Below are 23265 nucleotides of genomic sequence, written 5' to 3'. Positions count from 1 at the left end.
CGAGGGCGCCGCGCTCACGCAGCGGCGCGGTTCCAGCGCATCCGGGACCACGGCAGGGTCAGCTCGCTCCGGTCCGTCACCTCGCGCGGGGCGAGGTCCGCGATCGGGGCGGCCTCGCGGTGCCTTGCGTAGACGGTGTCGACGTAGCGGTGGCCGGTGTCCGGGGCGATGAAGAGGACCGTGCGGTGGGGTGAGCGCTCGCGCTCGTGGCGCGCCGCGAGGTAGCCGGCACCGGTCGACAGCCCGGCGAAGACCGCGTGCCGGCGCAGCAGGTCGACGCTGCCGGCGAGGGCCGCGTCGAAGGAGACCCAGTGCAGGGTGTCGTACAGCTCGTGCGAGACGTTCCCGAAGGGGATGGAGCTGCCGATCCCGGCGATGATCATCTCGGGGTCGGTGACGTGTTCGGAGCCGAAGGTGACGCTGCCGTACGGCTGGACGCCGACGAGTTCGACGTCCGAAGGGTCGGCGGCGCTCTCGCGGAGGTAGCGCGCGAGGGCGCCGGTGGAGGCGCCCGATCCGACCCCGCCGACGACGGTGAGCCCGTCCGCCGTGCCGGTGGCCTCGCGGATCCGGTCGGCGATCGCGCGGTAGCCGAGGTAGTGGACGTCGTCGTGGTACTGGCGCATCCAGTGGTACTCGGGGCGTGCGGCGAGGATCTCGTGGATCCGCTCGACGCGCCGCTTCTGGTCGAGTTTCAGGTCGCTGCACGGCTCCATCTGCTCCAGCGTCGCCCCGAGGACGGCCAGTTGGGTCCGCAGCGTGTGGTCCACGGTGGCCGAGCCGACGATGTGGCAGCGCAGGCCGTACCGGTGACAGGTCAGGGCCAGGGCGTACGCGTAGATGCCGCTGGAGCTGTCCAACAGGGTGTCCCCGCGGCGCACGACTCCGGTGTCGAGCAGGTGGCGCACCGCAGCTAGGGCGGAGACCACCTTCATCGTTTCAAAGCGCAGGCAGACGAGCCGGTCGTCGAGGCGTATCAGGTCCGGCCGGCCGATCGACTCCGCGATGTGCTGGTCCATGGTGAGGGCTCTCCTTGGGGCTGGGGGCGGTGGTGGCGCCGGTCGTGAAGGTGTGGGTGGCGGGGATGCCGTGGGCGTCCAGGGCGTGCAGGCAGCCGCGGACGCGGTGGCGCAGCCCGGGGGCGGCCGGATCGAAGAGCACGCCCGCCACCGCGCCGCTGTGCGCGATCTGCACGCCGACCGCCCCGGCCCGGCGGGCGAGGGCGGTCAGCGCGTCGAACTCCGGGTGGCGGAGCGCCCGTTGGCCGCGCCTCGCGCTGGCGGTGGCGACCGCGCCGAGCAGCTGCGCGTCGCCGGTGGCCACGGCTCGGCGCAGCAGCGCGCGCAGCCGCTCGTAGGCCCGTACGTCGCTGCGGTCCACGTCGGCCACGTCGGCCACCGGCAGGGACAGGGTGTCGACGGGTGCGCCCCCACCGAGGGCGCAGCCCACCACGACCAGCGGCGGCAGGGCCGGGCCGAGGACCTCCAGGACCCGGCCCTCCCGCTGGGCGAACAGCACGGGGCGGCCGGACAGCATCAGCGGATCGGAGGCCAGTTCGGCGCGTACGGCCAGCCCGGCGACCGTCGCGGGGTCCAGCTGCAGCCCGTACGAGTCCGCGACCGCGCGCACGGCTGCGATGACGTCGCTGCTGGAGCTGCCCATGCCCAGGCCCACCGGTATCTCGCCGGTGAGCCGCAACTCCCCGCCGCAGGGCGGCTGACCGGTCCGCCGCGCGCACTCGGCGACCGCGAGGGCGGCGGCCCGCGCCGCCTTCGTGCGGTCGGCGGGTACGACGGTCAGCGCCTCCGGCACCGCGCCGGGGCGGCGGACGAAGGCGGCGCTGCTGCCGGGGCCCGCCATGGGGAGGGTGACCAGTCCCGCGCACCGGCGCCCGGTGTCGTCGAGGAAGACGCCCTGGAGGATCTCGCCGTGGTGGCAGGGGGCCTGCCCGGCGCCGGAGAGGACCGGGCGCGCGGTGGCGCCGGGAATCATGCGCCGCCCGCCGTCCGGTAGCGGTACAGGACCGTCTCCTCGGCGCTGAACTGGGAGAAGGGGAAGGGCTCCGCGGACAGGGCGGTCACCCCGGAGCCGAGGAAGGCGCGGGCCACGGCGCTGCCGGTCTGCGCGTAGACGACCAGCGGGATGCCCCGGGAGCGGCAGCGCTTCAGGATGGTGTCGAAGGTGCCGTTGCTCAGGGTCATCCCGGTGGCGACGACGGCCTGCGCGCGCTCCAGCACCTCGTGCATGTCGTCGGTGACCGGGTCGCCCCACTGGGTGGCCTTGAGGTTGAGGTCGCACGGCAGCGGTCGGCCGCCGCGCTCGCGGATCGCCGCGACCAGCGGGTTGACGACGCCGATGAGTCCGACCTCGGCGCCCTCCTCGATGTCCAGCAGTCCCGCGATGGCCGCGTCGCGGGCCCGGGCGCGGATCTCCGGGGTGCCGGCGGGGAGGGTGACGGGTTCGGCGTCGCCGGCCTCGGCCGCCGCGCGGTGCGGGCGGGTCTCGGAGAGGTAGGCGTCGAGGGCGGCGATCCGCAGCGGGCGGGGGGCCTCGCGCAGGAGGACGTCGAGCGGGGTCCCGGAGGAGTCGCGGCAGATCGAGGGGTCGATCTCGCCGGCCTCGAAGGCGCAGCCGCCGAAGGAGCCGCCGAGGCGGACGAGGACGTACTGGTTGAGGTAGGTGGTGTCGCCGCCGGCCAGGCGGGTGCCGTGGTGGATCCAGAACACGCTGGTGGCGACGAGCGAGGAGGGGAGCGGGCCGTGCTCGCCGGCCAGTACGGCCTCGATGAGCGAGTCGACGGAGGGCGAGTCGACGGAGGGCGTCGGGGTGGTGGTCGTGGCTGCGGTGGTCGGGTTCATGGGATTCCTTTTCACAGGGCGGGTTGGGGCGCCGAGCGGTCCGCGGTAGCTGACCTGCGGGTGTCCGAGGGCGTCGGTGGTGAGTTCGGCGTCCACTTCGAAGACCTCGGCGAGCCGTTCGGCGGTCAGGACGGCGGCGGGCGGGCCGGAGGCGATCAGGCGTCCGTGGTGCAGGAGCAGCAGCCGGTCGCAGTACCGGGCGGCGAGGGACAGGTCGTGCAGGGCGACCAGAACCGTCTGTCCGGTGCCGGACAGCAGCTCCATCAGTTCGAGCTGGTGCTTCACGTCGAGGTGGTTGGTGGGCTCGTCGAGCAGCAGCCCGGACGGCTGTTGGGCCAACGCGCGGGCGATGTGGGTGCGTTGGCGCTCCCCGCCCGACAGCGCCTTCCAGGGGCGGCCGGCGAGCGCGGTGAGTCCTACGCGTTCCAGCGCGGCGGCGACCAGGGCCCGGTCGGCGGCGTCGGGCCCGCGCCAGCGGTCGCGGAACGGGGTCCGCCCCAGGCCGACGATGTCGGCGACCGCCAGATCGCTGTCGGCGCCCGCGTCCTGTGCGACGAAGGCCACCTGCCGGGCGATCCTGCGCGCACTCCAGTCGCGCACGGACTTCCCGTCGTACCGGACCGCGCCCGCGTCGGGAGCGCGCAGACCGGCCAGGCAGCGCAGCAGCGAGGACTTGCCCGAGCCGTTGGGGCCGAGCAGCCCGACGGTCTCGCCGGGGCCGATGTCCGCGCTGACGTCCCGTACGACCGGGGTGCCCGCCACCGACCAGCTGATTCCTTCGGCGGTGATCCTCACAGCTCCCCCCGCTTGCGCAGGACCAGCAGGAAGATCGGTACGCCGAGCAGTGCGGTGATCACGCCGACGGGGACCTCGCGGGGTCCGAAGGCGATCCGTGCCAGCGCGTCCGTCCACACCAGGAACACCGCGCCCGCCAGCGCCGTGTACGGCAACAGCACCCGGTGTAGCGGCCCGACGAGGAACCGCACCCCGTGGGGGACGATCAGCCCTACGAAACCGATGGCGCCGACGGTGGCCACGGCCACCGCGGTCAGCACGGCGGTGACCACGAGCAGCAGCATCCGCGTGTGCCGTACGTCGATCCCGAGGGACGCGGCGGTGTCGGTGCCGAAGGCGAGCCCGTCGAGGGCGTTCGAGCAGAGCCAGGCCGCCGCCAGCCCCAGCGGGGTGACGACCGCGCAGACCGCGACGGTGTCCCAGCGGGCCGGGGCCATCGAGCCCAGGAGCCAGTGGGTGACGGCCCGGGTGGTGTCCGCGTCCGCCGAGGCCATCAGGACGAGCGAGGTCAGCGCGGTGAAGAGCTGCCCGATGACCACGCCGGTCAGGACGATGCGTACGGAGTCCAGCCCGGTGCGCCGCAGGAGCAGCAGGAGCAGCCCGAAGGAGAGCAGTGCTCCGGCGAGCGCTCCGCCGGTGACGCCGAGGGTGTTCGCGCCGATCCCGAGGACGACCACGGTGACGGCTCCCGCGGACGCGCCCGAGGAGACGCCGAGCAGGTAGGGGTCGGCGAGGGCGTTGCGGGTGACGGCTTGGAGCACCGCGCCGCACACGGCGAGCGAGGCGCCGACGAGGGCGGCCATCAGCACGCGCGGCAGCCGCAGGTCCCAGACGAGCGAGTCCAGCAGCGGCGGCAACGGCGCGATGTCCAGGCCGAGTCGGGAGCCGAAGACGCGGCCGAGGCCGGTCCAGCCCACGTCGGCGGCGCCGATGCGGACGGCTGCCGCCAGCGAGGCCGCCAGGACGGCGCCGGCGAGGAGGAAGAGGCCCGCCCCGGCCATGGCGGACCGGGGCGCGGTGGACCGGGGCGCGGCCGGCCCCGGCCCGCTCAGGGCGACCGACCCGGGGGCCACCGTGTCAGCGGACATACCCGAGGTCCTTCATGCCGGCCGCGAGCAGCCCCAGGGCGTGGACGGAGCGCACCGAGGGGTCCAGTTCGATGCCGGGCACTTCGAGGATCTTGTCGTCGCGGACCGCGGCGAGCTTGGAGACGACGGGGTGTCCGGTCATGGTGGCGCGCTTCTCGGCGGCGCTGTCGCCGGGCCGGCCGCGCTCGGACAGGTCGCCGATCACGATGAAGTCGGGGTCCCGCTTGGCGACTTCCTCCCAGGAGACCTCCGGCCAGTCCTCGTCGACGTCGTCGAAGGCGTTCTTCGCGCCGACGATCCGGCTCATCTCGCTGGGCAGGCCGGTCTTGCCCGCCACGTACGGCATGCCGTTGAAGACGGAGTAGAGGTAGACGACGGTGGGCTGTTCGGCTCCCGCGGTGCCCCCGGTGAGCTTCGCGGCGTTCTCCCCGGCCTTGGTGACGGCGGCGCGCTGGTCGGCGGCGAGCTTGGCGGCCCGCTCCTCGGCGCCGAAGACCTTGCCGAGGTTCTCGTAGTCGGAGAAGAGCAGCTCGAAGGGGGTCCGGCCGGCCGGGTTCCGCTCGGGGCAGTCCACGGCGCTGACGAAGGTCGGGACCTTGAGGGCGTCCAGCTCCTCGCGGGTGCCGGCGCGGTCCTTGGTGAAGAGGTCGGCGGAGCCGCCGACGACGAAGTCGGGGGTGGCCGCGCGCAGTTGCTCGCCCGTCGCGATCTTCGGGGCGATGACGGGGACCTTGGCGTACGCGGCCTGGTACGGGGCGGGGATCTTCGTCTTGAGGTTGGCGGTTCCCGCCATCGAGTCCTGGAGGCCGAGTTCGAGCAGGGTCTCGGTCGAGGTCTGGTCCAGGGCGACGGCCCGCTTCGGCGGCGCGGCGAAGGCGGCCTGGCGCCCGCAGCTCGTGACGGTGGAGGCCTGGGCGGCGGGGGCGGCTGCGCCCTTGGAGTCGTCGGCGGCGGGTGCGGAGCAGGCCGCGGTGGCGAGGGCGATGGTCAGGGCGATGCCGAGGCGGGCGGGGTGGCGCATGGGTTCTCCGGTCTGGGCAGGGTGAATTAGGACGAATATTCATGAATGTGGCGTTGTCGTGCACCGGGCAAGAGTGCCGCGTTCGAGGGGTACTGTAATGGTATTCATTTTCAGTAAGAAACCCCGGGGTGGTTCGTGGACCCCCCGCCCGCCCTCCAAGGAGCAACCACACCGTGGCGAGCACGCCCGCGCCTCCGGCGCCCAAAACCATTGCCCCGTCCGCGCGTTCAGTCCTCCGGGACGTTCCGTTCCTGCGCCTGTGGGCGGGCACCACCGCCTCCGGACTCGCGACCTGGGCCCTGCCCTTCGTCCTCGGGCTCGCCGTCCTCCACCGCGACCTGAGCGCCGCCGGCCTCGGCCTGGTCCTCGCCGCGCGCACGGCCGGATTCCTCGCCGCCGTCACCGTCGGCGGCGTCCTGGCCGACCGGCACTCCCGCCGTGCGGTCGTCCTCTGGTCGGCCCTGGCGGCGGCGGTCGCGGCCCCCCTCCTCGCGGCCGGACTGGGCCGCTCGCTCCTGCTGATGACGGCCGCCGCAGCCCTCGCCGGAGCCGGACAGGGCGCCTGCCGGCCGGCGTTCCAGGCGCTCACCGCCGAGACCGTCGACCCGGGACGCCGCCAGCAGGCCAATGCCGCCATGACCATGGCCGTACGGGGTTCCACGCTCGCCGGACCCGCTCTGACCGCGCTGCTCGCGGCCTTCCTCGACGTCTGGACCCTGCTGCTCGGCATCGGCCTGCTCTGGCTGGTCGCCGCGCTCGTCCCGGGCAAGGGGCAGGGCACGGCCGCCGGTGCCGTCCCGGCGCCGCGCGCGAGTTTCCGCGCCGAGTTCGTGGACGGCGTACGGGAGGCACGCCGCCACCCCTGGTTCCTCGCCGGACTGGCCGCCCTCGTCGCGGTCATCGCCCTCGGCTACTCCGCCACCAGCGTCGCCCTGCCCCTGATCAGCCGGGACCGCTACGACAGCGAATGGGTGCTCGCGGCGGCCATGACCGCCTACATAGTCGGCGCCCTCGGCGGAGCCCTCGTCATCGCCCGCCGGCGGCCGCGCTCACAGGGCTGGGCCGCCTTCGCGGGGCTGGCGGCGTACGGATTCGCCCCGCTGAGCCTGATGCTGCCCGTGCATCCGTGGGTGGTCGTGGCCGCCTACGCCGTCGCCGGGATCGGGATCGAGCTGTTCAACGTGCCCTGGTTCACCGCCACCCAGCGCGAAGTCGCCCCGGACCGGCTGGCCCGCGTCTCCTCGCTGGACTTCCTCGTCTCCTACGGCCTGGCCCCGGTCGGCCTCGCCCTGATCGCCCCGGCCATCGACGCCTTCGGCGTCACGCCCGTCCTCGGCGTGTGCGCGGCCGCGTGCTTCCTCGTACCGGCGGCGGCCGCCCTGGTACCGACGGCCCGCCACTTCGCACGGGTGGCTCCGCCGGTGGATGGGCCTTAGGCGCTCTGTCCGGCGACAGGGTTGATCCGCCGGGCAACCATCGGGGCGCGTGGCGAGTCGAGTATGCGGAAGTCATGAACGTGTCTGATGGGGGACCCAGTTTTGAGAAAGTTCACGGCAGCGCTGACCACGGTGCTCGCCCTCGCCGCCACCTCGGTGGCGGTTGCGCCCGCGGCCCACGCCGCACCGCGCATGGAGTCATGGACGGAAGGCCGCATCGAGGACGGGAAGGTCTACCTGACCTTCCACGACCACGACGACCTGCGCCCCGAGGACGTCCAGATCCGGATCCGGCGCTACGGCTCGGACGAGGTGGTCGCCACGGTCGGTATCGCCGGTGCCCGTGACCGGGACCTGTGCGCGCCCTCGGGCTGCGACGGCGGGCGTTTCCTGTCCGAGCCGGCGGTGCTCTCCGAGGTGGGCAACTACACCACGGACGTGGTGTTCCGGGAAGGCACCGCGGACGAGCGCATCGGTCGTGACAGGGGGGATCTGACCTACGGGATCAACCCCCGCCTGACGCTCACCACGGACTACGCGACGGACTCCTGGGAGCACCCGTTGCACGTGCTCGGGAGCCTGACGGCCGAGGACCCGGTGACACACGTCGTCAAGCCGCTGGCCGACAGCAGAGTCTTTGGCAGCGGCGGTGGTCCCTGGTCCACGTCGCTGCGGACGGATCGGCAGGGCCGGTTCGCCGACCGCCCCGAGTTCGGCGAGGTCACCGAGCTCGTGCGCACCTATGAGTTCGAGGGCACCACAGAGTCGATCACGGTGAAGCGTCTGCGACACGATCTGAAGCTGACGGTCGACGGCGGCAGCACGATCACCGCCCCGGCCGGGAGCGACATCCCCGTCCGCGGCACGGTCCGCGCCACCACCGAGTCAGGTGTGGACAAGCCCCAGGATGGCCACGGCGTCATCGTGGACGACAAGTACAAGGCGCCCACCGAGAAGGACGGCAGCTTCGCGTTCAAGCACAGCGTCGGGCACAACACGTCGTTGACGGTCGGCCCGGACGGATCCGGCTGGTTCAACGAGCCGCCCCGGAAGAAGATCGCCCTGCGCCTCGTGCCGACCAAGTTCGTGTCGCTGAAGGCCGACGTGGACAAGTACCGCAAGGTCACGATCACCGGTAAGCCGGAGGTGGCCGAGGGGTCGTACCCGACGGGTACGACTGCTCCGATGGCGGTCCAGTACTCCTCCGACGGGCGGACGTGGAAGACGGTCGACTCGTTCACCGGCCGGTACGGCCAGGCCTTCTCGCGGACCCCGGCCCAGCTCTCGCCGCTCACCGGCACCGGCTACTGGAGGGTGCGCGTGACGGAGGCCGCCCAGAACAGCCCCACGCTCAAGAGCATCCGCAAGGCCACGCAGCTCTCCAACGACGACCTCACCCCCGAGGGCGTCAAGGCCGGCACGCAGATCACGGCGAAGGGCGGCCTGCTCCAGCAGTCCGGCACCTCGTGGAAGACCTACGCGGGCCAGAAGGTCCGGGTCTACTTCAAGGCCTCGGCCAAGGGCTCGGTCTGGGAGCCGATCGCGAGCACCACCACCAAGGCCGACGGCACCTTCAGCACGAAGGTCACCGCCCGCCGGGACGGCACCTGGCAGATCCGCTACACCGACACCCCCGCCACCCACTACGCGGACTACGGCCGCGAGGACTACGTGGACGTCCGCTGAGCAGACGGACCGCGTGAGGCGCCCCGGCAGCAGCGGACACCCCGCGGCCGCCGGGGCGTTGTCAGTGGCCCGAAGGCTCCCCGGTCACCCGTCGAAGCACTGACGAACACGCTGCCGCCCAGGGCCGACATGGCGAAGCCCGCGCGACCCGAGCGCACGCCGAGGAACGCCGACCCGGCGCCCCGGCCCATGATGTCCCAGCGGTCGAGGAGCCGGGCCCGGGTCCAGAGCGCCGGTGCAGCCCAGTTGTCGGAGTGCATGTGGCACCTGGAGGCCGGCCCCGCGGACAGGCCGGTACACCTTGCGGTCGCGTTCCTGGATCCCCATCGACGCGCACATGAGCAACGGCAGATCAGGTGACGGGCTTGCCGTCCCACGCGCTGATCTCCTGGAGGCACAGCGTGACCCACTTCTTCTTGTCGTCGGACGGCCAGGACAACAGCCGGCCGGCGGCACAGTCGATCTCGCCGACCGAAATCACCTTGTACGTCTTGTTCCACCAGATGGGGAAGTCGCAGGGTTCGACGTAGGCACCGCCCTTTTCACCGTCCTCGATACGGACACAGTCGCCCGCCTCGGCGTTGGAGATGTCTTGCGAGTAGACCGCGAGCCCGATCAAGCAGAGAGCGCTCGCGATGAACAGGACGATCAGCCCGACGCCGAGGCACCCGAACCTGCCGTTGCGCTTCGGCGTCGGGGGTGGGGTCGGTGTCGGGGTCGGCTCGAACGTCAAGGCCGGCCTCGGGGGCCTTCCCAGTCCAGGCATTGAGGTCGGCATCGGTCCCGCTTTTGGCTTGGGCCTCGTCGGCGCCTTCGTTGGCGTTCCGGGCCGCGCCTTCGGCTTGGCCGTTGTCGCCTTCGTGCTCTTGGCAGCGGACCCGGCGGCCTTCGGTCGTCTCACCACCCCCACCAGGTCACCGGCCCGTACGGTATCTCCGGCCGCCGGGCCGGTCTCCCGCAGTTCGCCCGCGGCCGGAGAGACGACCACCGCGCGCAGCCGCCCGTCGGTCACCGAGAAGAGCGTCTCTCCCGTCGCGACCGTCTCTCCGGCCCGTTTGTGCCAGCGGGTCACCGTCGCCCGGTCCGCCCCCGCCAGTTCCCCCGGTAGGGCCGGCAGAACCACCGGTACGATCCGGTCCGCGCTCGCCCTCCTCGCGTACAGCGCGCCCATCGCGTCGGCGACCTCGGCCAGCAGCGCCCAGCGCACGCGTTCGTCCGCCGAGACCGGGGCTCCGTCCGGCTCGTCCATGATCCAGGTCGCGGCCAGCACACCCCTTTCCACGATCATCGTGGTGATCTGATCGGGGTTCCGGCGCGCGGCGGGCGCGTACGACTCCGCCGCCGCCGCGAACCGCCCCAACAGCTGCGCTGTCGTCGGTCGTTGCGCCGGGTCTTTGTGAAGACACGGCAGAAGCAGGTGGGCGAGTTCGGGCGGGACGCCGGTCAGGTCGGGTTCTTCGTGGACGACGCGGTGCAGGACCGCGAAGGTGGCGACGCCGCCGAACGGGGTGCGTCCGGTGACGGCGTACACCAGGAGGCCGGCCAGGCTGAACACGTCTGATGACGGGCCGACTTCGCCGTCGGTGGCCTGTTCCGGCGACATGAAGGCGGGGGTGCCGATCACTCCGTGCGCGGTGAGCCGGGTGGCCGCGTCCAGGGCGCGGGCGATGCCGAAGTCGATGATGCGGGGGCCGTCCTCTGCGAGGATGACGTTTCCGGGCTTGAGGTCGCGGTGGACCAGGCCGTGGGAGTGGATCGCGGTGAGCCCCTCGGCGAGTCCGGCGCCGAGCGCGGCCACCGTTCCGGCCGGCAACGGCCCGTAGGCGTCCACCGCCTCCTGCAAGGACGGTCCGGGCACGTACGCCGTCGCCAGCCACGGTACGTCGGCCGTCACATCGGCATCGACCACCATCGCGGTGTAGAAGCCGCCGACCTGCCGCGCCGCCGCCACCTCGACGGCGAACCGGCGCCGGAACTCCGGAGCCTTGGCCAGATGCGGCCGTACGACCTTGACTGCGACCAGCCGCCCGCCCCGCGAGCGCCCCAGATACACGTCACCCATGCCGCCGCCGCCCAGCCGTTTCAGCAGGGCGTACGGGCCTATCCGGGAGTCCGACCATGATGTCTCGGGCATGACAACAGTCTGATCGGTAAGGGCAGCCTCGGGACGTCCTTCCGGGAAAAGGTCGCGGACCGAGTGGTCAGATGACCGGCGGGACGGCTCCTAGACGAGGGCGGCGACGAACGCGTACCAGGCGGGGGCGCCGAAGGTGAGGTGGGGGCCTTCGGGGACCTTGGAGTCGCGGACGGGGACGATGCCGGGGTGGTCGTCGGCGACTTCCAGGCAGTCGCCGCCGCTTCCGCCGCTGTGGGTGGACTTCCGCCAGGTGGCCATCTCCAGGCAGTCGCCGCCGTCGCCGCCGCTGTAGCTGGATTTGTGCCACATGGCAGTCGAGATGTCGTACTCAGGCCTGCTCGTCATGTGCGTAATCCTCCGCCACAGATTCGATCAAGGCCAGTGATTCACGTGGTGCCAGCGCGCTGGCGGTAAGGAGATCGTAGGTCAGGAAGTGGCGTGCCACCGTGGCCGGATCGTCTAGGAGCAGCCCTGTTGTGTGGCCTGCGAGATAGGCGAGCGGGGGTGCGTCTTCGAACGACATGAGCTTGAGGGGGCCGTCCATGGTCGCGTGGGCACCCGCACTGAACGGGAGCACCTGGACGATGATCCGGTGGGACCGGATCAGGTCCGCGAGCTGCCGCAGCGTTTCGGCCATCACGGCCCGGCTCCCGATGACCCGACGCAGCACCGCCTCGTCGAGCACGCACCACAACAACGGGGTTGTTGGCTCCGCGAGCAGGGCCGCACGGGCCAGCCGGGCTTCGACCAGGGCGTCGATGGCCGACTCCGTCGCCGTCGGCTGGTAGGCGCGGAAGACGGCCCGGGCGTAGGCCTCCTTCTGGAGCAGGCCCGGGATCAGCAGGGGTGCGTACTCCCGGATGGCCTTCGCCAGGCCCTCGGCCTCGGCGGCCTCCGTGAAGTGGTCGGGGTATTTGAACTTCGTCACCGCTTGGCAGTTGCGGGTGAAGAAGTCGTCCGTGCCGAGGATCCGGTCGATCTCGCGGCCCAGCTCCACCGTCATCCGGCGGGTACCCGCTTCGAGTTGGCCGATGAAGGAGCCGCTGACGAAGAGGGGCTCGCCTAGTTTGTCCTGGCTGAGGCCGGCCCTTTTGCGGGCGACGCGCAGTTCGGAGCCGAGCATGGTGCGGGGTGAGGAGAACGGGTCGACGCCTCCGGAATCGGGCACTGCAACTCCCCTGACAACAGGTGCGGTTGTTGTAGAGCGACTCTTGCAGGCTAGTCAGTGCGTCGCCACTCTGAGTACTGAACGCGATTACTCAGAGCGAAAGGTGACATGTCATGGTGCTCACGCCGATGGAACGGATGCTGGCGGCCGAGGAGGCCGTGGGGCAGCTGAAGGCCGCGCTGACGGACGTGGGGGTGGTGTTCCCCTCGCTCGGGGTGGACGGGGTGTCCGCGGCCGGGTCGTACGGGCTGCCGCTGGTCGACCTGGGGCGCTGCAACCTGGACACCGCGCTACGGCTGGCCGCCGTACTGCACGAGCGGGCGCACCCCTGAGGGGCCGTCCAGGCGGACCGTCAGGCGCGGGAGGAACCAGCCGACCAGGGGGCCCGTGCACAGGGCGACGAACACGGTGCCGAGGCCGAGGGTGCCGCCGAGCAGCCAGCCGAGGCCGGCCACGGTCACCTCGATGCCGGTGCGCACGGTCGCGACGGGCAGGCGGGTCAGGCGGACGAGGCCGGTCATGATGCCGTCGCGCGGGCCCGAGCCGTACTGGGCGCCGAGGTAGAGCGCGTCGAAGAAGCCGAGGGCGACCAGGCCGAGGGCGAGGTACGCGAGGGCGGCGGCGGTCCCTTGGGGGGCGGGGAGTACGGCGGCGGTGGCGTCGGCGGCGAAGCCGACGATCGCGACGTTGAGGACGGTGCCGAGCCCGGGGAGCTCGCGCAGCGGGATCCAGGCGAGGAGCACCAGGAGCGAGATGAGGTTGGTGGCCCAGCCGAAGGAGATGCCGAGGCTCTTGGCCGCGCCGTCGGTGAGCACGCTCCAGCTCGCCGTGCCGAGGCCGGACTGGACGAGCGTCATGACGGCGGCGCCGTAGCCCGCCAGGCCGAGCAGGAGTTGGGGGACGCGGCGGGCGGTGCGGCCCGCCCGGAGCTGGGCGAAGGCGTTCAGGCGGGGCGGGTGGGTGGCGGGAGCGGGTGCGGGTGCGGGGCGGGGCATGGGCTTAGCCTCAGGGCCATCTGGCCCTGGATTCGATAGCCAGATTGCGTACGCTGGCCGGATGAAGATCAGCGCGCACGCGGTCGGACGCATGGTGGGGACCTGGCAGGAGGGCCCCGGGCCGGCGCACCAGCGGCTCTCCGACCGGCTGCGGCTGCTGATCCTGGACGGGCGTCTCTGCCTCGGGGCGGCGCTGCCGGGCGAACGGGACCTGGCCACCGCGCTCGGTACGAGCAGGACCACGGTCGGGGCCGCGTACCGCACGCTGGTGGATCACGGCTACCTGGCCACGAGGGAGCGCGCGCGGGCGACCGTACGACTCCCGCACGAGGACGTGCCCGCCGAGCGGCGCAGGGCCGGTGCGGACGCGGAGGCGGACGCCGACGCGGAGGGCATCGACCTGTCCTTCGCCGCGCCTCCCGCGCCCTCCGAGATCCTGCACGCCGCTTTCGCGACGGCGCTGGAGCGGCTGCCGCTCCACTTCGAGCGGCACGGGTACGACCGGTACGGCACCGCGGAGCTGCGCGAGGCGGTTGCCGGGTGGTACGGGCGCAGGGGGCTGCCCACCTCGCCCGATCACGTCATGATCACCAACGGTGCGCAGCACGCGATCGGTCTGCTGGCGCGCACGCTGCTGTCGCCGCGCGACAAGGTGCTGATCGACCACCCCACCTATCCGCACGCGATCAGGGCGTTCACCGATGCGCGCGCCCGGCTCCTGCCGGTGGCGGTGGGGCCGGCCGGCTGGGACGTGCCGCAACTCCTCGCGGCGGCCCGGTCCGCGCAATTGGCGTACCTGATCCCGGACTTCCATAACCCGACCGGGATGTACATGCCCGCGGACGTACGCCGGAGCCTGCGGCCGGCCTGCCCGACGATCATCGACGAGACCCTGGCGGACCTGGGGCTGGAGGCGACGGACCCGGACCCGGCCGCGGAACCCTTCACCGCGACGCACCCCACCGCCATCAGCGTCGGCTCGGTGTCCAAGAGCATCTGGGGCGGCCTGCGCATCGGCTGGATCCGCGCCGTGCCCGCGCTGCTGGAGCGCGTCGCGCGAGCCCGCCCGGCGACGGATCTCGGCACCCCGGTGGTGGAACAGCTCGCCACGGCCGTGCTCCTGAATGGAGGTCAGACCAGGCGGCCCGACGCCCTGCTCCAACTGCGGGCACAGCAGGACGCCTTGCTCACGGCGCTGGCCGACCACCTCCCCGAGGTGCGCGCGCCGCGGGCGCCCGGCGGGGTGACGCTGTGGGCGCGGTTCCCGGAGCCGGTCGGTTCCCGGCTGGCGGCGATCGCGCCGGACCACGGGGTGACGATCGCGGCGGGGCCGCGGTTCGGGGTCGGCGGCGCGTTCGAGCGCCATGTCCGCCTGCCGTACACGCTCCCGGCGCCCCGCCTCACGGAGGCCGTCCGCCGCCTGGCCGCCGCCCACCGGGCCCTCACGGCGGGCGCCACCGGGATCCACACCCCGGCGGCGGTGGGCTGAGCCGCGTTGGGCCGTGGCGGTGGCCGTCCCCGGCCGTTCGGGGGAACGGCCGCGATCCGGTCCGCCCCTTCTGCCGTCCGGCGTTGGCATCGTCGACGCAACGAAAGAACGAAGGAAGGTGACGCGATGCCGCTGTATCTGTCGAGGTTCAGCTACACGCCGGAGACCTGGGCGAGGCTGACGGCCCACCCGGAGGACCGCTCGCAGGCCGCCCGGTCGTACATCGAGTCCGTCGGCGGGAAGCTGCACGGCTTCTGGTACGCCTTCGGCACGCACGACGGCTACAACCTCTGGGAGGCCCCGGACGACGTGTCCATGGCCGCGGTCGCCCTGGCGATCAGCGGCGGCGGCGCGCTCAGCTCGTTCGAGACGACGGTCCTCCTGAGCGTCGAGGACACCCTGGACGCCCTGCGCAAGGCCGAACGGATCCGCTACCGGCCCCCGGGCGTGGCCGAGACGCCGTGACTCCGGCGAGCGAAGACCGCTAGACCTTCACGGCGGCGAGCCGGGTGCCGCAGAGTGCGGTGAGGTCCTCGGGGTCGGAGGTGAGGACGGTGACCGGGCCGGGCGCCGCGAGTGCGGTGGCGGCCAGCATCGCGTCGATGGCGTACTTGTGCCCGTGCAGGCCGGCCTCGCGGAGCAGGGCCGTCGCGGCGTGGGCGATCTCCTCGGTGACGGGTTCGACCACCACCCGGGACAGCGCCCACATGAGGGCGGGCATGTTGATCTTCGGGTGGACGACCTCGACGAGGGTGGCGGTGCTGGTGATGACGCGCACGTCGCGGGCGAAGGCTGCTGCCAGCCATGCCACGGTTTCGCGGTCCCGGGCGACGTACTTCGAGAGTCCCTCGCTGTCGAGGACGAGGGTGCCGGCCGGAGTGGCCTTCTGGGGTGTCATGCGGCGCTTTGCCCACTCTCGGTATCGGCCGGTGCCTCGTCGTGGACGCGCAGGAGGAAGTCGGCCTTCTCCCTGATTTCCTCTGCCGTGATCGGACCGATCTCGGCCTCGGCGGCAGCGACGAGCTCCGCCAGGTTGTCCCGTTCGATCTGGCGGGCCACGGCGGCCGTGACGTAGGCGGAGAGGCCGGAGGGGCCGCTGCGGGCGCGAGCGGCCTCGGCGATGTCGCGGGGCATCGAGATGGAGTACTTCTGGGTGGCATCGCTCATGCCACCCATGCTACTTCTGATGCCACCACCGTGTTCGGCGTGTGGGGCGTAGAGGTGCATGTGCATAGGCTCCAGGCATATGCATGCCTCGGGATGCCTTTTCGTGCCGATTCGCTCGATGGGGTGACGGCCCCGCCCTCAGTCTGTGCGGAGCCGGGCGTGGAGGTGTTCGTCGTGCCAGCCGTCCGCGTGGAGGAGGGCGCCGCGCATGGTGCCCTCCAGGGGGTAGCCGGAGGTCGTGGCGACGTGGCAGGAGGCCGGGTTGGCCGTGGAGTGGGTGATGCGCACGCGGTGCAGGCCGAGGTCCTCGAAGGCCCAGGGGGTCAGGACGGCCAGGCCTTGGGCGGTGGCTCCGGCGCCGCGGCCGGCGGGGAGGAGCCAGTACATGAACTCGCCGCTGCCGCCGCGCAGATCGAGGTCGGCGAGGGCGATCACGCCGACGGCGCAGCCGCCGTCCGCGGGGGCGAGGGCCCAGACCGCCGAGCTTTCGGCGTGCCAGCGCTCGCGCCAGCGGGCGATGCGGGTGACGGCCTGCTCCTCGGTGAGCGGGTCCGGGCGGTTCCAGTGGCGGATGTCCGGATCGGCGTACGCGGCCACGAGCGCGGGGGCGTCGTAGGGCTCCCAGGGGCGCAGGCGCAACCCGCAGGGGAGGTCGTACGAGGGCTGGGCGAGCGCGGCCATCCGGCCCGACGGGACCACGGGCGGTATGGGGGTGGTCGGCGGGGTGAGGGGCGGGGCGATCGGCGAGTCGGTCATCGGGTCATCATCGGGCCATCGGCGTGACCGTGTCGGGCCCGTATCCGGTGCTGGTCGGGTCCTGGCGCCGCCATTGGGGGCCGGTCGCCCCGGCGGGCGTAACAACCGGCGGAAACTTCATCACAGTAAGCGACATTTCATCCCTTTCTTCCTAGTCTCGCGTCCCGGTACCGAGTGACCGAACGAAATGGACGATGAGATGAGACGACGGCTTTCCGCGATCACCGCGGCCGGTGTGGCCGCGATCCTCGCGCTGGGCGGCGGAACGGCCGCGACCGCGACGGCGAGCACCAACCCGGACGGCGGCAAGGGCGGCAAGGGGTTGTGCGCCCCGGGCGTTCCGATCGGGCCGGAGGGCGAGAAGTTCTACGACCCGCCGTCGCCGCTGCCCGAGGGGGATCACGGGGACCTGATCTGGGCCCGCCGCGTCGACGCCCCCGACGGTGCGCGCGCCTGCCGGATCCTGTACCTGTCGACCCTGCAGACCGGTACCCGCGTCGCCGTCTCGGGCATCGTGGCCTGGCCCGACGCCCCCGCGCCGCGCAGCGGCCGCAACGTCGTGGCCTGGGCGCACGGGACCGTGGGCGGACCGCGCCAGTGCGCGCCCTCCGCGGTGCCGAACCCGGCGACCGACCTCGTCGGCTACTACACCTACGACAGCCCGTGGGGCATCGACGTCGGCGTGCCGGCGCTGACGCAGTTCCTCGACTCGGGTGACGTCGTGGTCGGTACGGACTACCAGGGTCTGGGCACCCCGGGCGTGCACCAGTACACGGTCGCCGTCACGGAGACGAACAACGTCCTGGACTCCGTGCGCGCGGCCCGCCAGATCACCGATACCCGCGCGAACGACAAGGCAGCCGTCCTGGGCTGGTCGCAGGGTGGCGGCGCGGCGGCGTTCATCGCCCAGAACTACAAGGCGTACACCCCGGAGACCAAGCTGGTCGGCATCGCGGCGCTGGCGCCCGCCGCCAACCTGGGGCCGGACTTCCGCGGCCTGGTGCTGCCCGGCCCGACGTCCCCGACCTCGCCCTCCCACAACGCGGCGCTGCGCGTCAACGTCTACCGGGGCTTCCTCGCGGCGTACCCCGGGCTGAAGGCCGAGGACGTGCTGAAGCCGGCCGGTCTGGAGGCGCTGCGCGGGGACGGGGTGATGTGCATCGAGCACCTCGCCGACGTGATCCAGAACAACGTGGGCAACGCGGGTCAGCTGGACACGCTGTTCCAGCCGCTGACCGTGGTGCCGGAGATCTGGCACCAGCGCTTCCGCGAGAACACCGCGGGCCTGGTCGCCTCGGTGGCGCCGATCCTGGTGATGCAGGGCACGGCCGACACGGTGATCAACCCGAACTCCACCGACGAGTACGTGAAGCGGGCCTGCCGGTTCGGCAAGCCGGTCGAGTACACGAAGTACCAGGGGGCGACGCACCAGACGATCCCCAACGTCGCGGAGCCGGAGTACCTGGGCTGGATCGCGGACCGCTTCGCGGGCAAGCCCGCTCCGTCCAACTGCCCGTGACGTGACGGGTTCCTGAGCAGCAGCAGCAGGAGCAGCAGGAGCGAATGAAGGCTCCCGGCCGGTGGACCGCACCGGCCGGGAGCCTTCGTACGTGGGGCCGCGCGGGGGCCGCCGCGGTCAGCGGCCGACCGGGACCGGGGCCGCGTCCGCGGCGGGCGCGGGGTCGGTGGCCGGGGTCGCCTCCGGAGCGGTCTGCGAGGTGGCTCCCGCGTCCGGGGCGGCGTTGAACTCGGTCAGCATCTGCTGGGTGAAGCCGAAGAAGTAGGTGGCGGCGAAGCCCACGAGGTAGCCGACGGCCAGGCCGCCCGCGTAGATCGCGATGGTCATCCCCATGCCCGACTTGCCGTCCAGCAGCGGGAACAGCGCCCAGCCCGAGGGGCCGATGGCGGTGGACCCGAAGGCGGTGCCGAGCTGGTTGAAGAGGCCGACGAAGGCTCCGCCCGCGGCGCCGCCGATGCAGGCGGTGACGAAGGGGCGGCCCAGGGGGAGGGAGACGCCGTAGATGAGGGGTTCGCCCACGCCCAGGAAGCCGGCCGGGAGGGCGGACTTGATGGTGGCGCGGATCGAGCGGTTGTGCGGGAGCTTGTAGTAGACGGCGATGGCCGCGCCGACCTGGCCCGCGCCCGCCATGGCGAGGATGGGGAGCAGGACGGTGTAGCCGGTCTGTTCGATCAGGGTGGTGTGGATGGGGATCAGGGCCTGGTGCAGGCCCAGCATGACCAGCGGGAGGAAGAGCCCGCCGAGGACCAGGCCCGCGAAGGCGCCGCCGGTGGCGAGCAGCCAGGTGGCGAAGGTGCCGATGGCGGTGGAGACCTCACCGGCGACGAACATCAGGCCGAAGATGGTGACGAGGCCGGAGATCAGCACGGTGAGGGTGGGGGTGACCAGGACGTCCAGGGCCTCCGGGACCCACTTGCGGCACCACTTCTCCACCTGGACGGCGAGCAGCGCGGCCGCCAGCGCGCCGAGGACGCCGCCCTGGCCGGGGGAGAGCTGCTGGCCGAAGGCGTCGATCTTCGCGACGCCGGGGAAGACGATGATCGCGGCGACCGCGCCGCCGAGGATGGCGGTGCCGCCGAACTCCTTGGCCGTGTTGTAGCCGACGAAGACCGCGATCAGGGACATGAAGCCGCTCGCCATCGCGGCGAGGGCGGGGACCACGGCCGGCACCCAGCCCATGTTGGTGAGGAAGCCGTTGAGTCCGGCGATGATGCCGCAGCCGATCAGGGCCGGGATCAGCGGGACGAAGATGTTCGCGATGCGGCGCAGGAACAGCTTGAAGGGGGTGGAGTTCTTCGCCTTCTGGGCGTTCTTGATGGCCGCGCCCTGGGCGGCGAGTTCGCCGGCCGTCACGGTGTGGGGGGTGGCGGGGGCGGCGGGCGCCGGGGCGGCCGAGCGGCCTTCGGCGACCAGGGCCTCGAACTCGGGGGTGACGCGGGCGACGGTGCCCGGTCCCAGCACGATCTGGTACGTGTCGTCCTCGACGACGCCCATCACGGCGGGGAGGGCCTTGAGGGCCTCGTCCTGGACCAGGGTGCGGTCGCGCAGGGTGATCCGCAGGCGGGTCATGCAGTGCGCGATGGAGAGGATGTTGTCCGGACCGCCGACCAGGGGAAGGATCGCGGCGGCTGTGGCGCGGTTCTTGTCAGTGGACATGTGGTGTTCGCCTTGCTGCTGGGGGGTCGGCGGGGGTGGCCTGGGGGCAGGGGTGGGTCAGCGGTGGGTCAGGGGTGGGTCAGCGGGGGGTCTGGGTGAGGGCGGCCCGGAGGTGGCCCTTGGAGGCGGTGAGCAGTTCGCCGGCCGTGGGGCCGTCCACTCCGCCGAGGATGACGAGGATGGCCTGCTTGACCTCGCCGCCGGACGCGGTGAGCGCGGCCTCGATCTCGGCGTCGGGGGCGCCGGTGGCCAGCGAGACGATGCGCCGGGCGCGGGCGCGCAGCTTCTCGTTGGAGGAGCGCATGTCGACCATCAGGTTTCCGTACGTCTTGCCGAGCCGGATCATCGTGAGGGTCGAGATGAGGTTGAGGACGAGCTTCTGCGCGGTGCCGGCCTTCAGCCGGGTGGACCCGGTGAGGAGTTCGGGGCCGACGACGACCTCGATGCCGTGGTCGGCCGCGGCGGCGAGCGCGGAGCCGGCGTTGCAGGACAGGCCGACGGTGAGCGCGCCCCGGCCGCGGGCGAACTCGACGGCGCCGATCGCGTACGGGGTGCGCCCGGAGGCGGAGATCCCGATGACGGTGTCCTCGGCGGTCAGGGCCAGCGCGGTCAGGTCCCCGGCGGCCAGTTCCTTGGAGTCCTCGGCGCCTTCGACGGCCCTGACCATGGCGGAGGGGCCGCCCGCGATCAGGCCTACGACCTCGGAGGGGTCGGTGTTGAAGGTGGGCGGGCACTCGCTGGCGTCCAGTACGCCCATCCGGCCGGCGGTGCCGGCGCCCGCGTAGATCAGGCGTCCGCCGCGGGCCATCCGCTCGGCGATCCCGTCGATGGCGGCGGCGATCGTCTCCAGCTCGCCGGCGACGGCGGCCGGGACGGTGGCGTCCTCGGCGTTCATCAGGCGGGCGATCTCGAGGGTGGGCAGCTGATCGATCTCGGCCAGTTCGGAGCGGAAGGCCTCGGTGGTCAAGGTGGCGAGCTGGGCGCGGAGTTCGGCGTACGCGGTCATGGGCTTCGGCTCCTGGGCTACTGGCTGCTAACGGGTGGTGCTGTTGCGCTTGGCGGTGGGTACGGGGGTGTGGTGGCGGGGCGCGAGCGCCTCGTACGAGGCCGCGAGCGCGGGCGCCGCCGTCTCGTAGGTCTGCTGGGCGACGCCCACGAACAGGCAGTCGACGACGAGGAGCTGGCTGGTACGGCTCGACATGGCCGCCGGTCGCAGCTGGGTCTCGCGGGCGGCGGAGGTGGCCAGCACGAGGTCGGCGTAGTGGACGACGGGGGAGCCCGCGCGGGCCGTGAGCGCGAGGGTGGTGGCTCCGTGCTCGAAGGCGGTCCGCAGGGGCTCGATGACGTCGCCGGTGCCGCCGGAGTGGGTGATGGCGACGGCCACGTCGCCGGGGCGCAGCAGCACGGCGGTGGTGACGGCCAGGTGCGGGTCGCCCGGCGCGTGGGCGATGAGCCCGATGCGCGACAGCTTCTGCGCGAGGTCCTGGGCGACGAGGCCGGAGGCGCCGACGCCGTAGATCTCGATGCGGCGGGCGCCCGCGAGGGCGGCGACGGCCGAGCCGAGGGCGGCGACGTCGAGTCCGGCGGCGGTGTCGGCGAGGGTCTGCGCCTCCTCCTGGGCCAGCTTGGCGACCACGTCCGCGAGGGAGTCGTCGACGGCTATGTCCACGGTGACGGCGGGGGCCGCGCCGGACTCCTGCTGGGCGGCGAGGGCGGCGAGCGCGAGGCGCAGGTCGCGGTAGCCGGGGTAGCCGAGGAGGCGGGCGGTGCGCACGACGGTGGCCTCGCTGGTGCCGGTGCGGGCGGCGAGGTCGCTGACGGTGAGCGCGGCGCAGGCCGCGGGGTCCTCGGCGACGGCCTCGGCGACGGCCTGCATGGAGCGGGTCATCGAGGGGCCGAGGCTGCGGACGCGGGCCCGCAGCGCGGCGGGGGCGGGGGCGGGGACGGGGAGGGGGACGGGGACCGTCGTGTCCACGCCTTCGCTGAAGGTTTCTTTCACGTTCTCGCTCACCCTTGAAACTTATTTTCAGAGGGCGGGAACGTCAAGACGCCATAAGTCACCGGTGGAAGGGGACCTTCGCCACAGGGCCCGTCCGGGTCCACAATGTGTCCATGGACCACGCGACCCCCCTGGAACAGGCGCTGCACGCCGCACGCGCCCTGGTACTCGCCGATCTCGTCGCGGGCGAGGTCGCCGAAGCCGATGTCGTCTCCCTCGTCGAGGACGCGGTCACCCACCGCCGCTGGTGGGTGGAGGAGTGGCCGGAGGGTGTCGACTACCTCGCCGGACTCGTCGCCCAGGACGTGAAGGACGCGCTGCTGGAGAAGTACGGGCGCTGGCCGCTGTGCCCGGTCTGCAACCACGGCGAGCCGCACGCGCTGGACGTGGAGCCCGAGCTCGGACCGGACCCGATGTGGGTGTGCTCGGAGGCCGGCGTGCGGGTGGCGCCGGTGGGCGGCCTCGCACCGGTCCTCGGCGGCCTCGGCTCCGGGAGCGATTCCGGCAGCGGCTCCGGCGGCGGCTCCGCCTTCGGGTACGGCGAATGAGCCGCCGGTGACGGTGTACATCGACCCGCCCGACTGGCCGGGTCACGGCCGCATGTGGTCGCACCTGGTCAGCGACTCCTCGTTCGAGGAACTGCACGCCTTCGCCGCATCGATCGGCTGCCCGCCCAAGGCCTTCGAACGTGACCACTACGACGTCCCGGAGCAGCGGTACGCGGACGCGGTGGGCGCGGGGGCGGTGGAGATCGGCAGCAAGGAGCTGGTCCGGAGGATCACGGCCGCCGGGCTGCGGCGGCCCAAGGGGCGGCCGGCGTAGGCGCTGGCCGCTGCGGGTGCTGAGGGTGCTGCGGGGGTGCCGGTGGTGCTGGTTCTGCCCGTGCTGTCGGCCGGGAGCGCTGTCGGTGGCGCCGGGTAGCCTGCGGCGGTGACAGAGACGATCAACGGCGACGACCGCCGCTTCCCGCCCGCCCTGGCCGATGTGTCCCGGGTCGCGTTCGATTACGGCGACGAGGGCGAGGGCGTCGACTTCGAGCCCTACGAGGCCTTCTACCCCGCCGCGGAGACCACCGACTGGCTGCGTCACTGGACGGCGAACCACGCGCTCGACGGCGACGCCTACCGGGTCTTCGGCCAGGACGGCACCGGCGGCCTCGCCGCGCTCTGGTGCGTCCGGCCGGGACTGCCGCTCGACGCGCAGCCCGTGGTGTTCATGGGCTCGGAGGGCGAGGTCGGCGTGGTGGCCGGGAACCTGTCCGACTTCCTGTGGGTGCTGGCGGACGGTTTCGGGCCGCTCGAAGCGGCCCTGCACCCGGACCGGGAAGCCCGCCCGGACGCTGCCCTGTCCGAGCTCGCCGGGCGGCACGCGACGACCCCGCGCAGGCCCGCCCGCGAGATCGTCACGGAGGCGCAGGCGGAGTTCGCGACCTTCGAGGACGACCTCTTCGAGCTCTGCCGCTGAGCGGCGGCTCGCGGGCCCCTCGGGCCCCGCA

24 protein-coding genes and 1 pseudogene are annotated in these 23265 nt (G+C 72.6%); 9 read left to right on the top strand and 16 right to left on the bottom strand.

The annotated features are described in order from the left end of the window. Positions 1-14: 14 nt before the first annotated feature. The 6 genes and pseudogenes from OG247_RS19675 to OG247_RS19650 form a co-directional block, all read right to left on the bottom strand. Positions 15-1019 carry a pyridoxal-phosphate dependent enzyme gene (locus OG247_RS19675; protein ID WP_327253491.1) on the bottom strand — a complete coding sequence of 335 codons (1005 nt, stop codon included), beginning with the start codon at positions 1017-1019 and terminating at the stop codon, positions 15-17. Next, positions 940-1992 carry a GHMP family kinase ATP-binding protein gene (locus OG247_RS19670; protein ID WP_327253490.1) on the bottom strand — a complete coding sequence of 351 codons (1053 nt, stop codon included), beginning with the start codon at positions 1990-1992 and terminating at the stop codon, positions 940-942. The genes OG247_RS19675 and OG247_RS19670 overlap by 80 nt, the downstream gene beginning before the upstream one ends. Then, positions 1989-2858, bottom strand: coding sequence for a Rossmann-like domain-containing protein (locus tag OG247_RS19665; protein WP_327257547.1), 870 nt, complete (start codon positions 2856-2858; stop codon positions 1989-1991). Before OG247_RS19665 ends, OG247_RS19670 begins: the two co-directional genes overlap by 4 nt. Before the next feature lie 26 nt (positions 2859-2884). Beyond that, positions 2885-3653 (bottom strand): annotated as a pseudogene (locus OG247_RS44835) (ABC transporter ATP-binding protein); the annotation flags it as partial. Further along, positions 3650-4741 carry a FecCD family ABC transporter permease gene (locus OG247_RS19655; RefSeq protein WP_327253489.1) on the bottom strand — a complete coding sequence of 364 codons (1092 nt, stop codon included), beginning with the start codon at positions 4739-4741 and terminating at the stop codon, positions 3650-3652. The pseudogene OG247_RS44835 and the gene OG247_RS19655, both read right to left, overlap by 4 nt. Continuing rightward, positions 4731-5762 carry an ABC transporter substrate-binding protein gene (locus tag OG247_RS19650; protein WP_327253488.1) on the bottom strand — a complete coding sequence of 344 codons (1032 nt, stop codon included), beginning with the start codon at positions 5760-5762 and terminating at the stop codon, positions 4731-4733. Before OG247_RS19650 ends, OG247_RS19655 begins: the two co-directional genes overlap by 11 nt. A gap of 173 nt (positions 5763-5935) precedes the next feature. Here OG247_RS19650 and OG247_RS19645 point away from each other — a divergent pair, with 173 nt between their 5' ends. Further along, positions 5936-7198, top strand: a complete 1263-nt coding sequence (locus tag OG247_RS19645; RefSeq protein ID WP_327253487.1) for an MFS transporter — start codon at positions 5936-5938, stop codon at positions 7196-7198. Positions 7199-7300: 102 nt separating this feature from the next. Beyond that, on the top strand, positions 7301-8884 hold the full coding sequence (locus tag OG247_RS19640; protein WP_327253486.1) for a hypothetical protein: 1584 nt from the start codon (positions 7301-7303) through the stop codon (positions 8882-8884). Between the two features lie 352 nt (positions 8885-9236). Here the strand turns inward: OG247_RS19640 and OG247_RS19635 are convergent, their stop codons facing one another. From OG247_RS19635 to OG247_RS19625, 3 genes are all read right to left on the bottom strand, one after another. Next, on the bottom strand, positions 9237-11018 hold the full coding sequence (locus OG247_RS19635; RefSeq protein WP_327253485.1) for a protein kinase domain-containing protein: 1782 nt from the start codon (positions 11016-11018) through the stop codon (positions 9237-9239). A 90-nt stretch (positions 11019-11108) separates the two neighbouring features. After that, positions 11109-11366: a DUF397 domain-containing protein gene (locus tag OG247_RS19630; protein ID WP_327253484.1), complete on the bottom strand. Its 258-nt coding sequence runs from the start codon at positions 11364-11366 to the stop codon at positions 11109-11111. Further along, positions 11350-12189: a helix-turn-helix domain-containing protein gene (locus OG247_RS19625; RefSeq protein ID WP_442813347.1), complete on the bottom strand. Its 840-nt coding sequence runs from the start codon at positions 12187-12189 to the stop codon at positions 11350-11352. Before OG247_RS19625 ends, OG247_RS19630 begins: the two co-directional genes overlap by 17 nt. A 113-nt stretch (positions 12190-12302) precedes the next feature. Between OG247_RS19625 and OG247_RS19620 the strand changes: the two genes are divergently transcribed. Beyond that, on the top strand, positions 12303-12521 hold the full coding sequence (locus tag OG247_RS19620; protein WP_274548266.1) for a hypothetical protein: 219 nt from the start codon (positions 12303-12305) through the stop codon (positions 12519-12521). Here the strand turns inward: OG247_RS19620 and yczE are convergent. After that, a complete protein-coding gene (yczE, locus tag OG247_RS19615; protein WP_327253483.1) occupies positions 12480-13184 on the bottom strand; it encodes a membrane protein YczE in 705 nt (234 codons plus the stop codon). The genes OG247_RS19620 and yczE overlap by 42 nt on opposite strands. 61 nt (positions 13185-13245) lie before the next feature. On the opposite strand from yczE, the gene yczR reads away from it, so the two are divergent. Further along, positions 13246-14673, top strand: coding sequence for a MocR-like transcription factor YczR (yczR, locus tag OG247_RS19610; protein ID WP_327253482.1), 1428 nt, complete (start codon positions 13246-13248; stop codon positions 14671-14673). Positions 14674-14799: 126 nt separating this feature from the next. Continuing rightward, positions 14800-15138: a GYD domain-containing protein gene (locus tag OG247_RS19605; RefSeq protein WP_327253481.1), complete on the top strand. Its 339-nt coding sequence runs from the start codon at positions 14800-14802 to the stop codon at positions 15136-15138. A 19-nt stretch (positions 15139-15157) separates the two neighbouring features. On the opposite strand, the gene OG247_RS19600 is transcribed toward OG247_RS19605, so the two are convergent. From OG247_RS19600 to OG247_RS19590, 3 genes are all read right to left on the bottom strand, one after another. Next, on the bottom strand, positions 15158-15571 hold the full coding sequence (locus OG247_RS19600) for a PIN domain-containing protein (RefSeq protein ID WP_327253480.1): 414 nt from the start codon (positions 15569-15571) through the stop codon (positions 15158-15160). Further along, a complete protein-coding gene (locus OG247_RS19595) occupies positions 15568-15840 on the bottom strand; it encodes a CopG family transcriptional regulator (RefSeq protein ID WP_327253479.1) in 273 nt (90 codons plus the stop codon). Before OG247_RS19595 ends, OG247_RS19600 begins: the two co-directional genes overlap by 4 nt. 138 nt (positions 15841-15978) lie before the next feature. Beyond that, positions 15979-16596, bottom strand: a complete 618-nt coding sequence (locus OG247_RS19590; RefSeq protein WP_327253478.1) for a GNAT family N-acetyltransferase — start codon at positions 16594-16596, stop codon at positions 15979-15981. Between the two features lie 199 nt (positions 16597-16795). Between OG247_RS19590 and OG247_RS19585 the strand changes: the two genes are divergently transcribed. Beyond that, positions 16796-18115, top strand: a complete 1320-nt coding sequence (locus tag OG247_RS19585; RefSeq protein WP_327253477.1) for a lipase family protein — start codon at positions 16796-16798, stop codon at positions 18113-18115. 117 nt (positions 18116-18232) lie between these two features. Here the strand turns inward: OG247_RS19585 and OG247_RS19580 are convergent, their stop codons facing one another. From OG247_RS19580 to OG247_RS19570, 3 genes are all read right to left on the bottom strand, one after another. Further along, positions 18233-19771 carry a PTS transporter subunit EIIC gene (locus OG247_RS19580; RefSeq protein ID WP_327253476.1) on the bottom strand — a complete coding sequence of 513 codons (1539 nt, stop codon included), beginning with the start codon at positions 19769-19771 and terminating at the stop codon, positions 18233-18235. A gap of 79 nt (positions 19772-19850) precedes the next feature. Then, a complete protein-coding gene (murQ, locus tag OG247_RS19575; protein WP_327253475.1) occupies positions 19851-20777 on the bottom strand; it encodes an N-acetylmuramic acid 6-phosphate etherase in 927 nt (308 codons plus the stop codon). Positions 20778-20804: 27 nt separating this feature from the next. Next, the gene (locus tag OG247_RS19570) at positions 20805-21782 is read right to left on the bottom strand and encodes a MurR/RpiR family transcriptional regulator (protein WP_442813346.1); all 978 of its coding nucleotides are present in this window, start codon (positions 21780-21782) and stop codon (positions 20805-20807) included. A 101-nt stretch (positions 21783-21883) separates the two neighbouring features. Between OG247_RS19570 and OG247_RS19565 the strand changes: the two genes are divergently transcribed. The 3 genes from OG247_RS19565 to OG247_RS19555 all read left to right on the top strand — a co-directional run bounded on the left by OG247_RS19565 (position 21884) and on the right by OG247_RS19555 (position 23234). Continuing rightward, complete coding sequence (locus tag OG247_RS19565; RefSeq protein WP_327253474.1) at positions 21884-22318, top strand: hypothetical protein; 435 nt, start codon at positions 21884-21886, stop codon at positions 22316-22318. A 7-nt stretch (positions 22319-22325) separates the two neighbouring features. Continuing rightward, positions 22326-22592 carry a DUF4031 domain-containing protein gene (locus OG247_RS19560; RefSeq protein WP_327253473.1) on the top strand — a complete coding sequence of 89 codons (267 nt, stop codon included), beginning with the start codon at positions 22326-22328 and terminating at the stop codon, positions 22590-22592. A 108-nt stretch (positions 22593-22700) separates the two neighbouring features. Beyond that, positions 22701-23234: an SMI1/KNR4 family protein gene (locus OG247_RS19555; protein WP_327253472.1), complete on the top strand. Its 534-nt coding sequence runs from the start codon at positions 22701-22703 to the stop codon at positions 23232-23234. Positions 23235-23265 lie beyond the last annotated feature (31 nt).

This window comes from Streptomyces sp. NBC_01244, assembly GCF_035987325.1.
Taxonomy (GTDB): Bacteria; Actinomycetota; Actinomycetes; order Streptomycetales; family Streptomycetaceae; genus Streptomyces.
The sequence above is the reverse complement of the archived record's forward strand: the minus strand, read 5'-3'. Positions and strand labels throughout refer to the sequence as shown.

Coding starts and splice junctions, on each gene's coding strand:
- OG247_RS19675 (WP_327253491.1), bottom strand. CDS start 1,019: ATGGACCAGCACATCGCGGAGTCGATCGGCCGGCCGGACCTGATACGC.
- OG247_RS19670 (WP_327253490.1), bottom strand. CDS start 1,992: ATGATTCCCGGCGCCACCGCGCGCCCGGTCCTCTCCGGCGCCGGGCAG.
- OG247_RS19665 (WP_327257547.1), bottom strand. CDS start 2,858: ATGAACCCGACCACCGCAGCCACGACCACCACCCCGACGCCCTCCGTC.
- OG247_RS19655 (WP_327253489.1), bottom strand. CDS start 4,741: ATGTCCGCTGACACGGTGGCCCCCGGGTCGGTCGCCCTGAGCGGGCCG.
- OG247_RS19650 (WP_327253488.1), bottom strand. CDS start 5,762: ATGCGCCACCCCGCCCGCCTCGGCATCGCCCTGACCATCGCCCTCGCC.
- OG247_RS19635 (WP_327253485.1), bottom strand. CDS start 11,018: ATGCCCGAGACATCATGGTCGGACTCCCGGATAGGCCCGTACGCCCTG.
- OG247_RS19630 (WP_327253484.1), bottom strand. CDS start 11,366: ATGACGAGCAGGCCTGAGTACGACATCTCGACTGCCATGTGGCACAAA.
- OG247_RS19620 (WP_274548266.1), top strand. CDS start 12,303: ATGGTGCTCACGCCGATGGAACGGATGCTGGCGGCCGAGGAGGCCGTG.
- yczE (WP_327253483.1), bottom strand. CDS start 13,184: ATGCCCCGCCCCGCACCCGCACCCGCTCCCGCCACCCACCCGCCCCGC.
- yczR (WP_327253482.1), top strand. CDS start 13,246: ATGAAGATCAGCGCGCACGCGGTCGGACGCATGGTGGGGACCTGGCAG.
- OG247_RS19605 (WP_327253481.1), top strand. CDS start 14,800: ATGCCGCTGTATCTGTCGAGGTTCAGCTACACGCCGGAGACCTGGGCG.
- OG247_RS19600 (WP_327253480.1), bottom strand. CDS start 15,571: ATGACACCCCAGAAGGCCACTCCGGCCGGCACCCTCGTCCTCGACAGC.
- OG247_RS19595 (WP_327253479.1), bottom strand. CDS start 15,840: ATGAGCGATGCCACCCAGAAGTACTCCATCTCGATGCCCCGCGACATC.
- OG247_RS19590 (WP_327253478.1), bottom strand. CDS start 16,596: ATGACCGACTCGCCGATCGCCCCGCCCCTCACCCCGCCGACCACCCCC.
- OG247_RS19585 (WP_327253477.1), top strand. CDS start 16,796: ATGAGACGACGGCTTTCCGCGATCACCGCGGCCGGTGTGGCCGCGATC.
- OG247_RS19580 (WP_327253476.1), bottom strand. CDS start 19,771: ATGTCCACTGACAAGAACCGCGCCACAGCCGCCGCGATCCTTCCCCTG.
- murQ (WP_327253475.1), bottom strand. CDS start 20,777: ATGACCGCGTACGCCGAACTCCGCGCCCAGCTCGCCACCTTGACCACC.
- OG247_RS19565 (WP_327253474.1), top strand. CDS start 21,884: ATGGACCACGCGACCCCCCTGGAACAGGCGCTGCACGCCGCACGCGCC.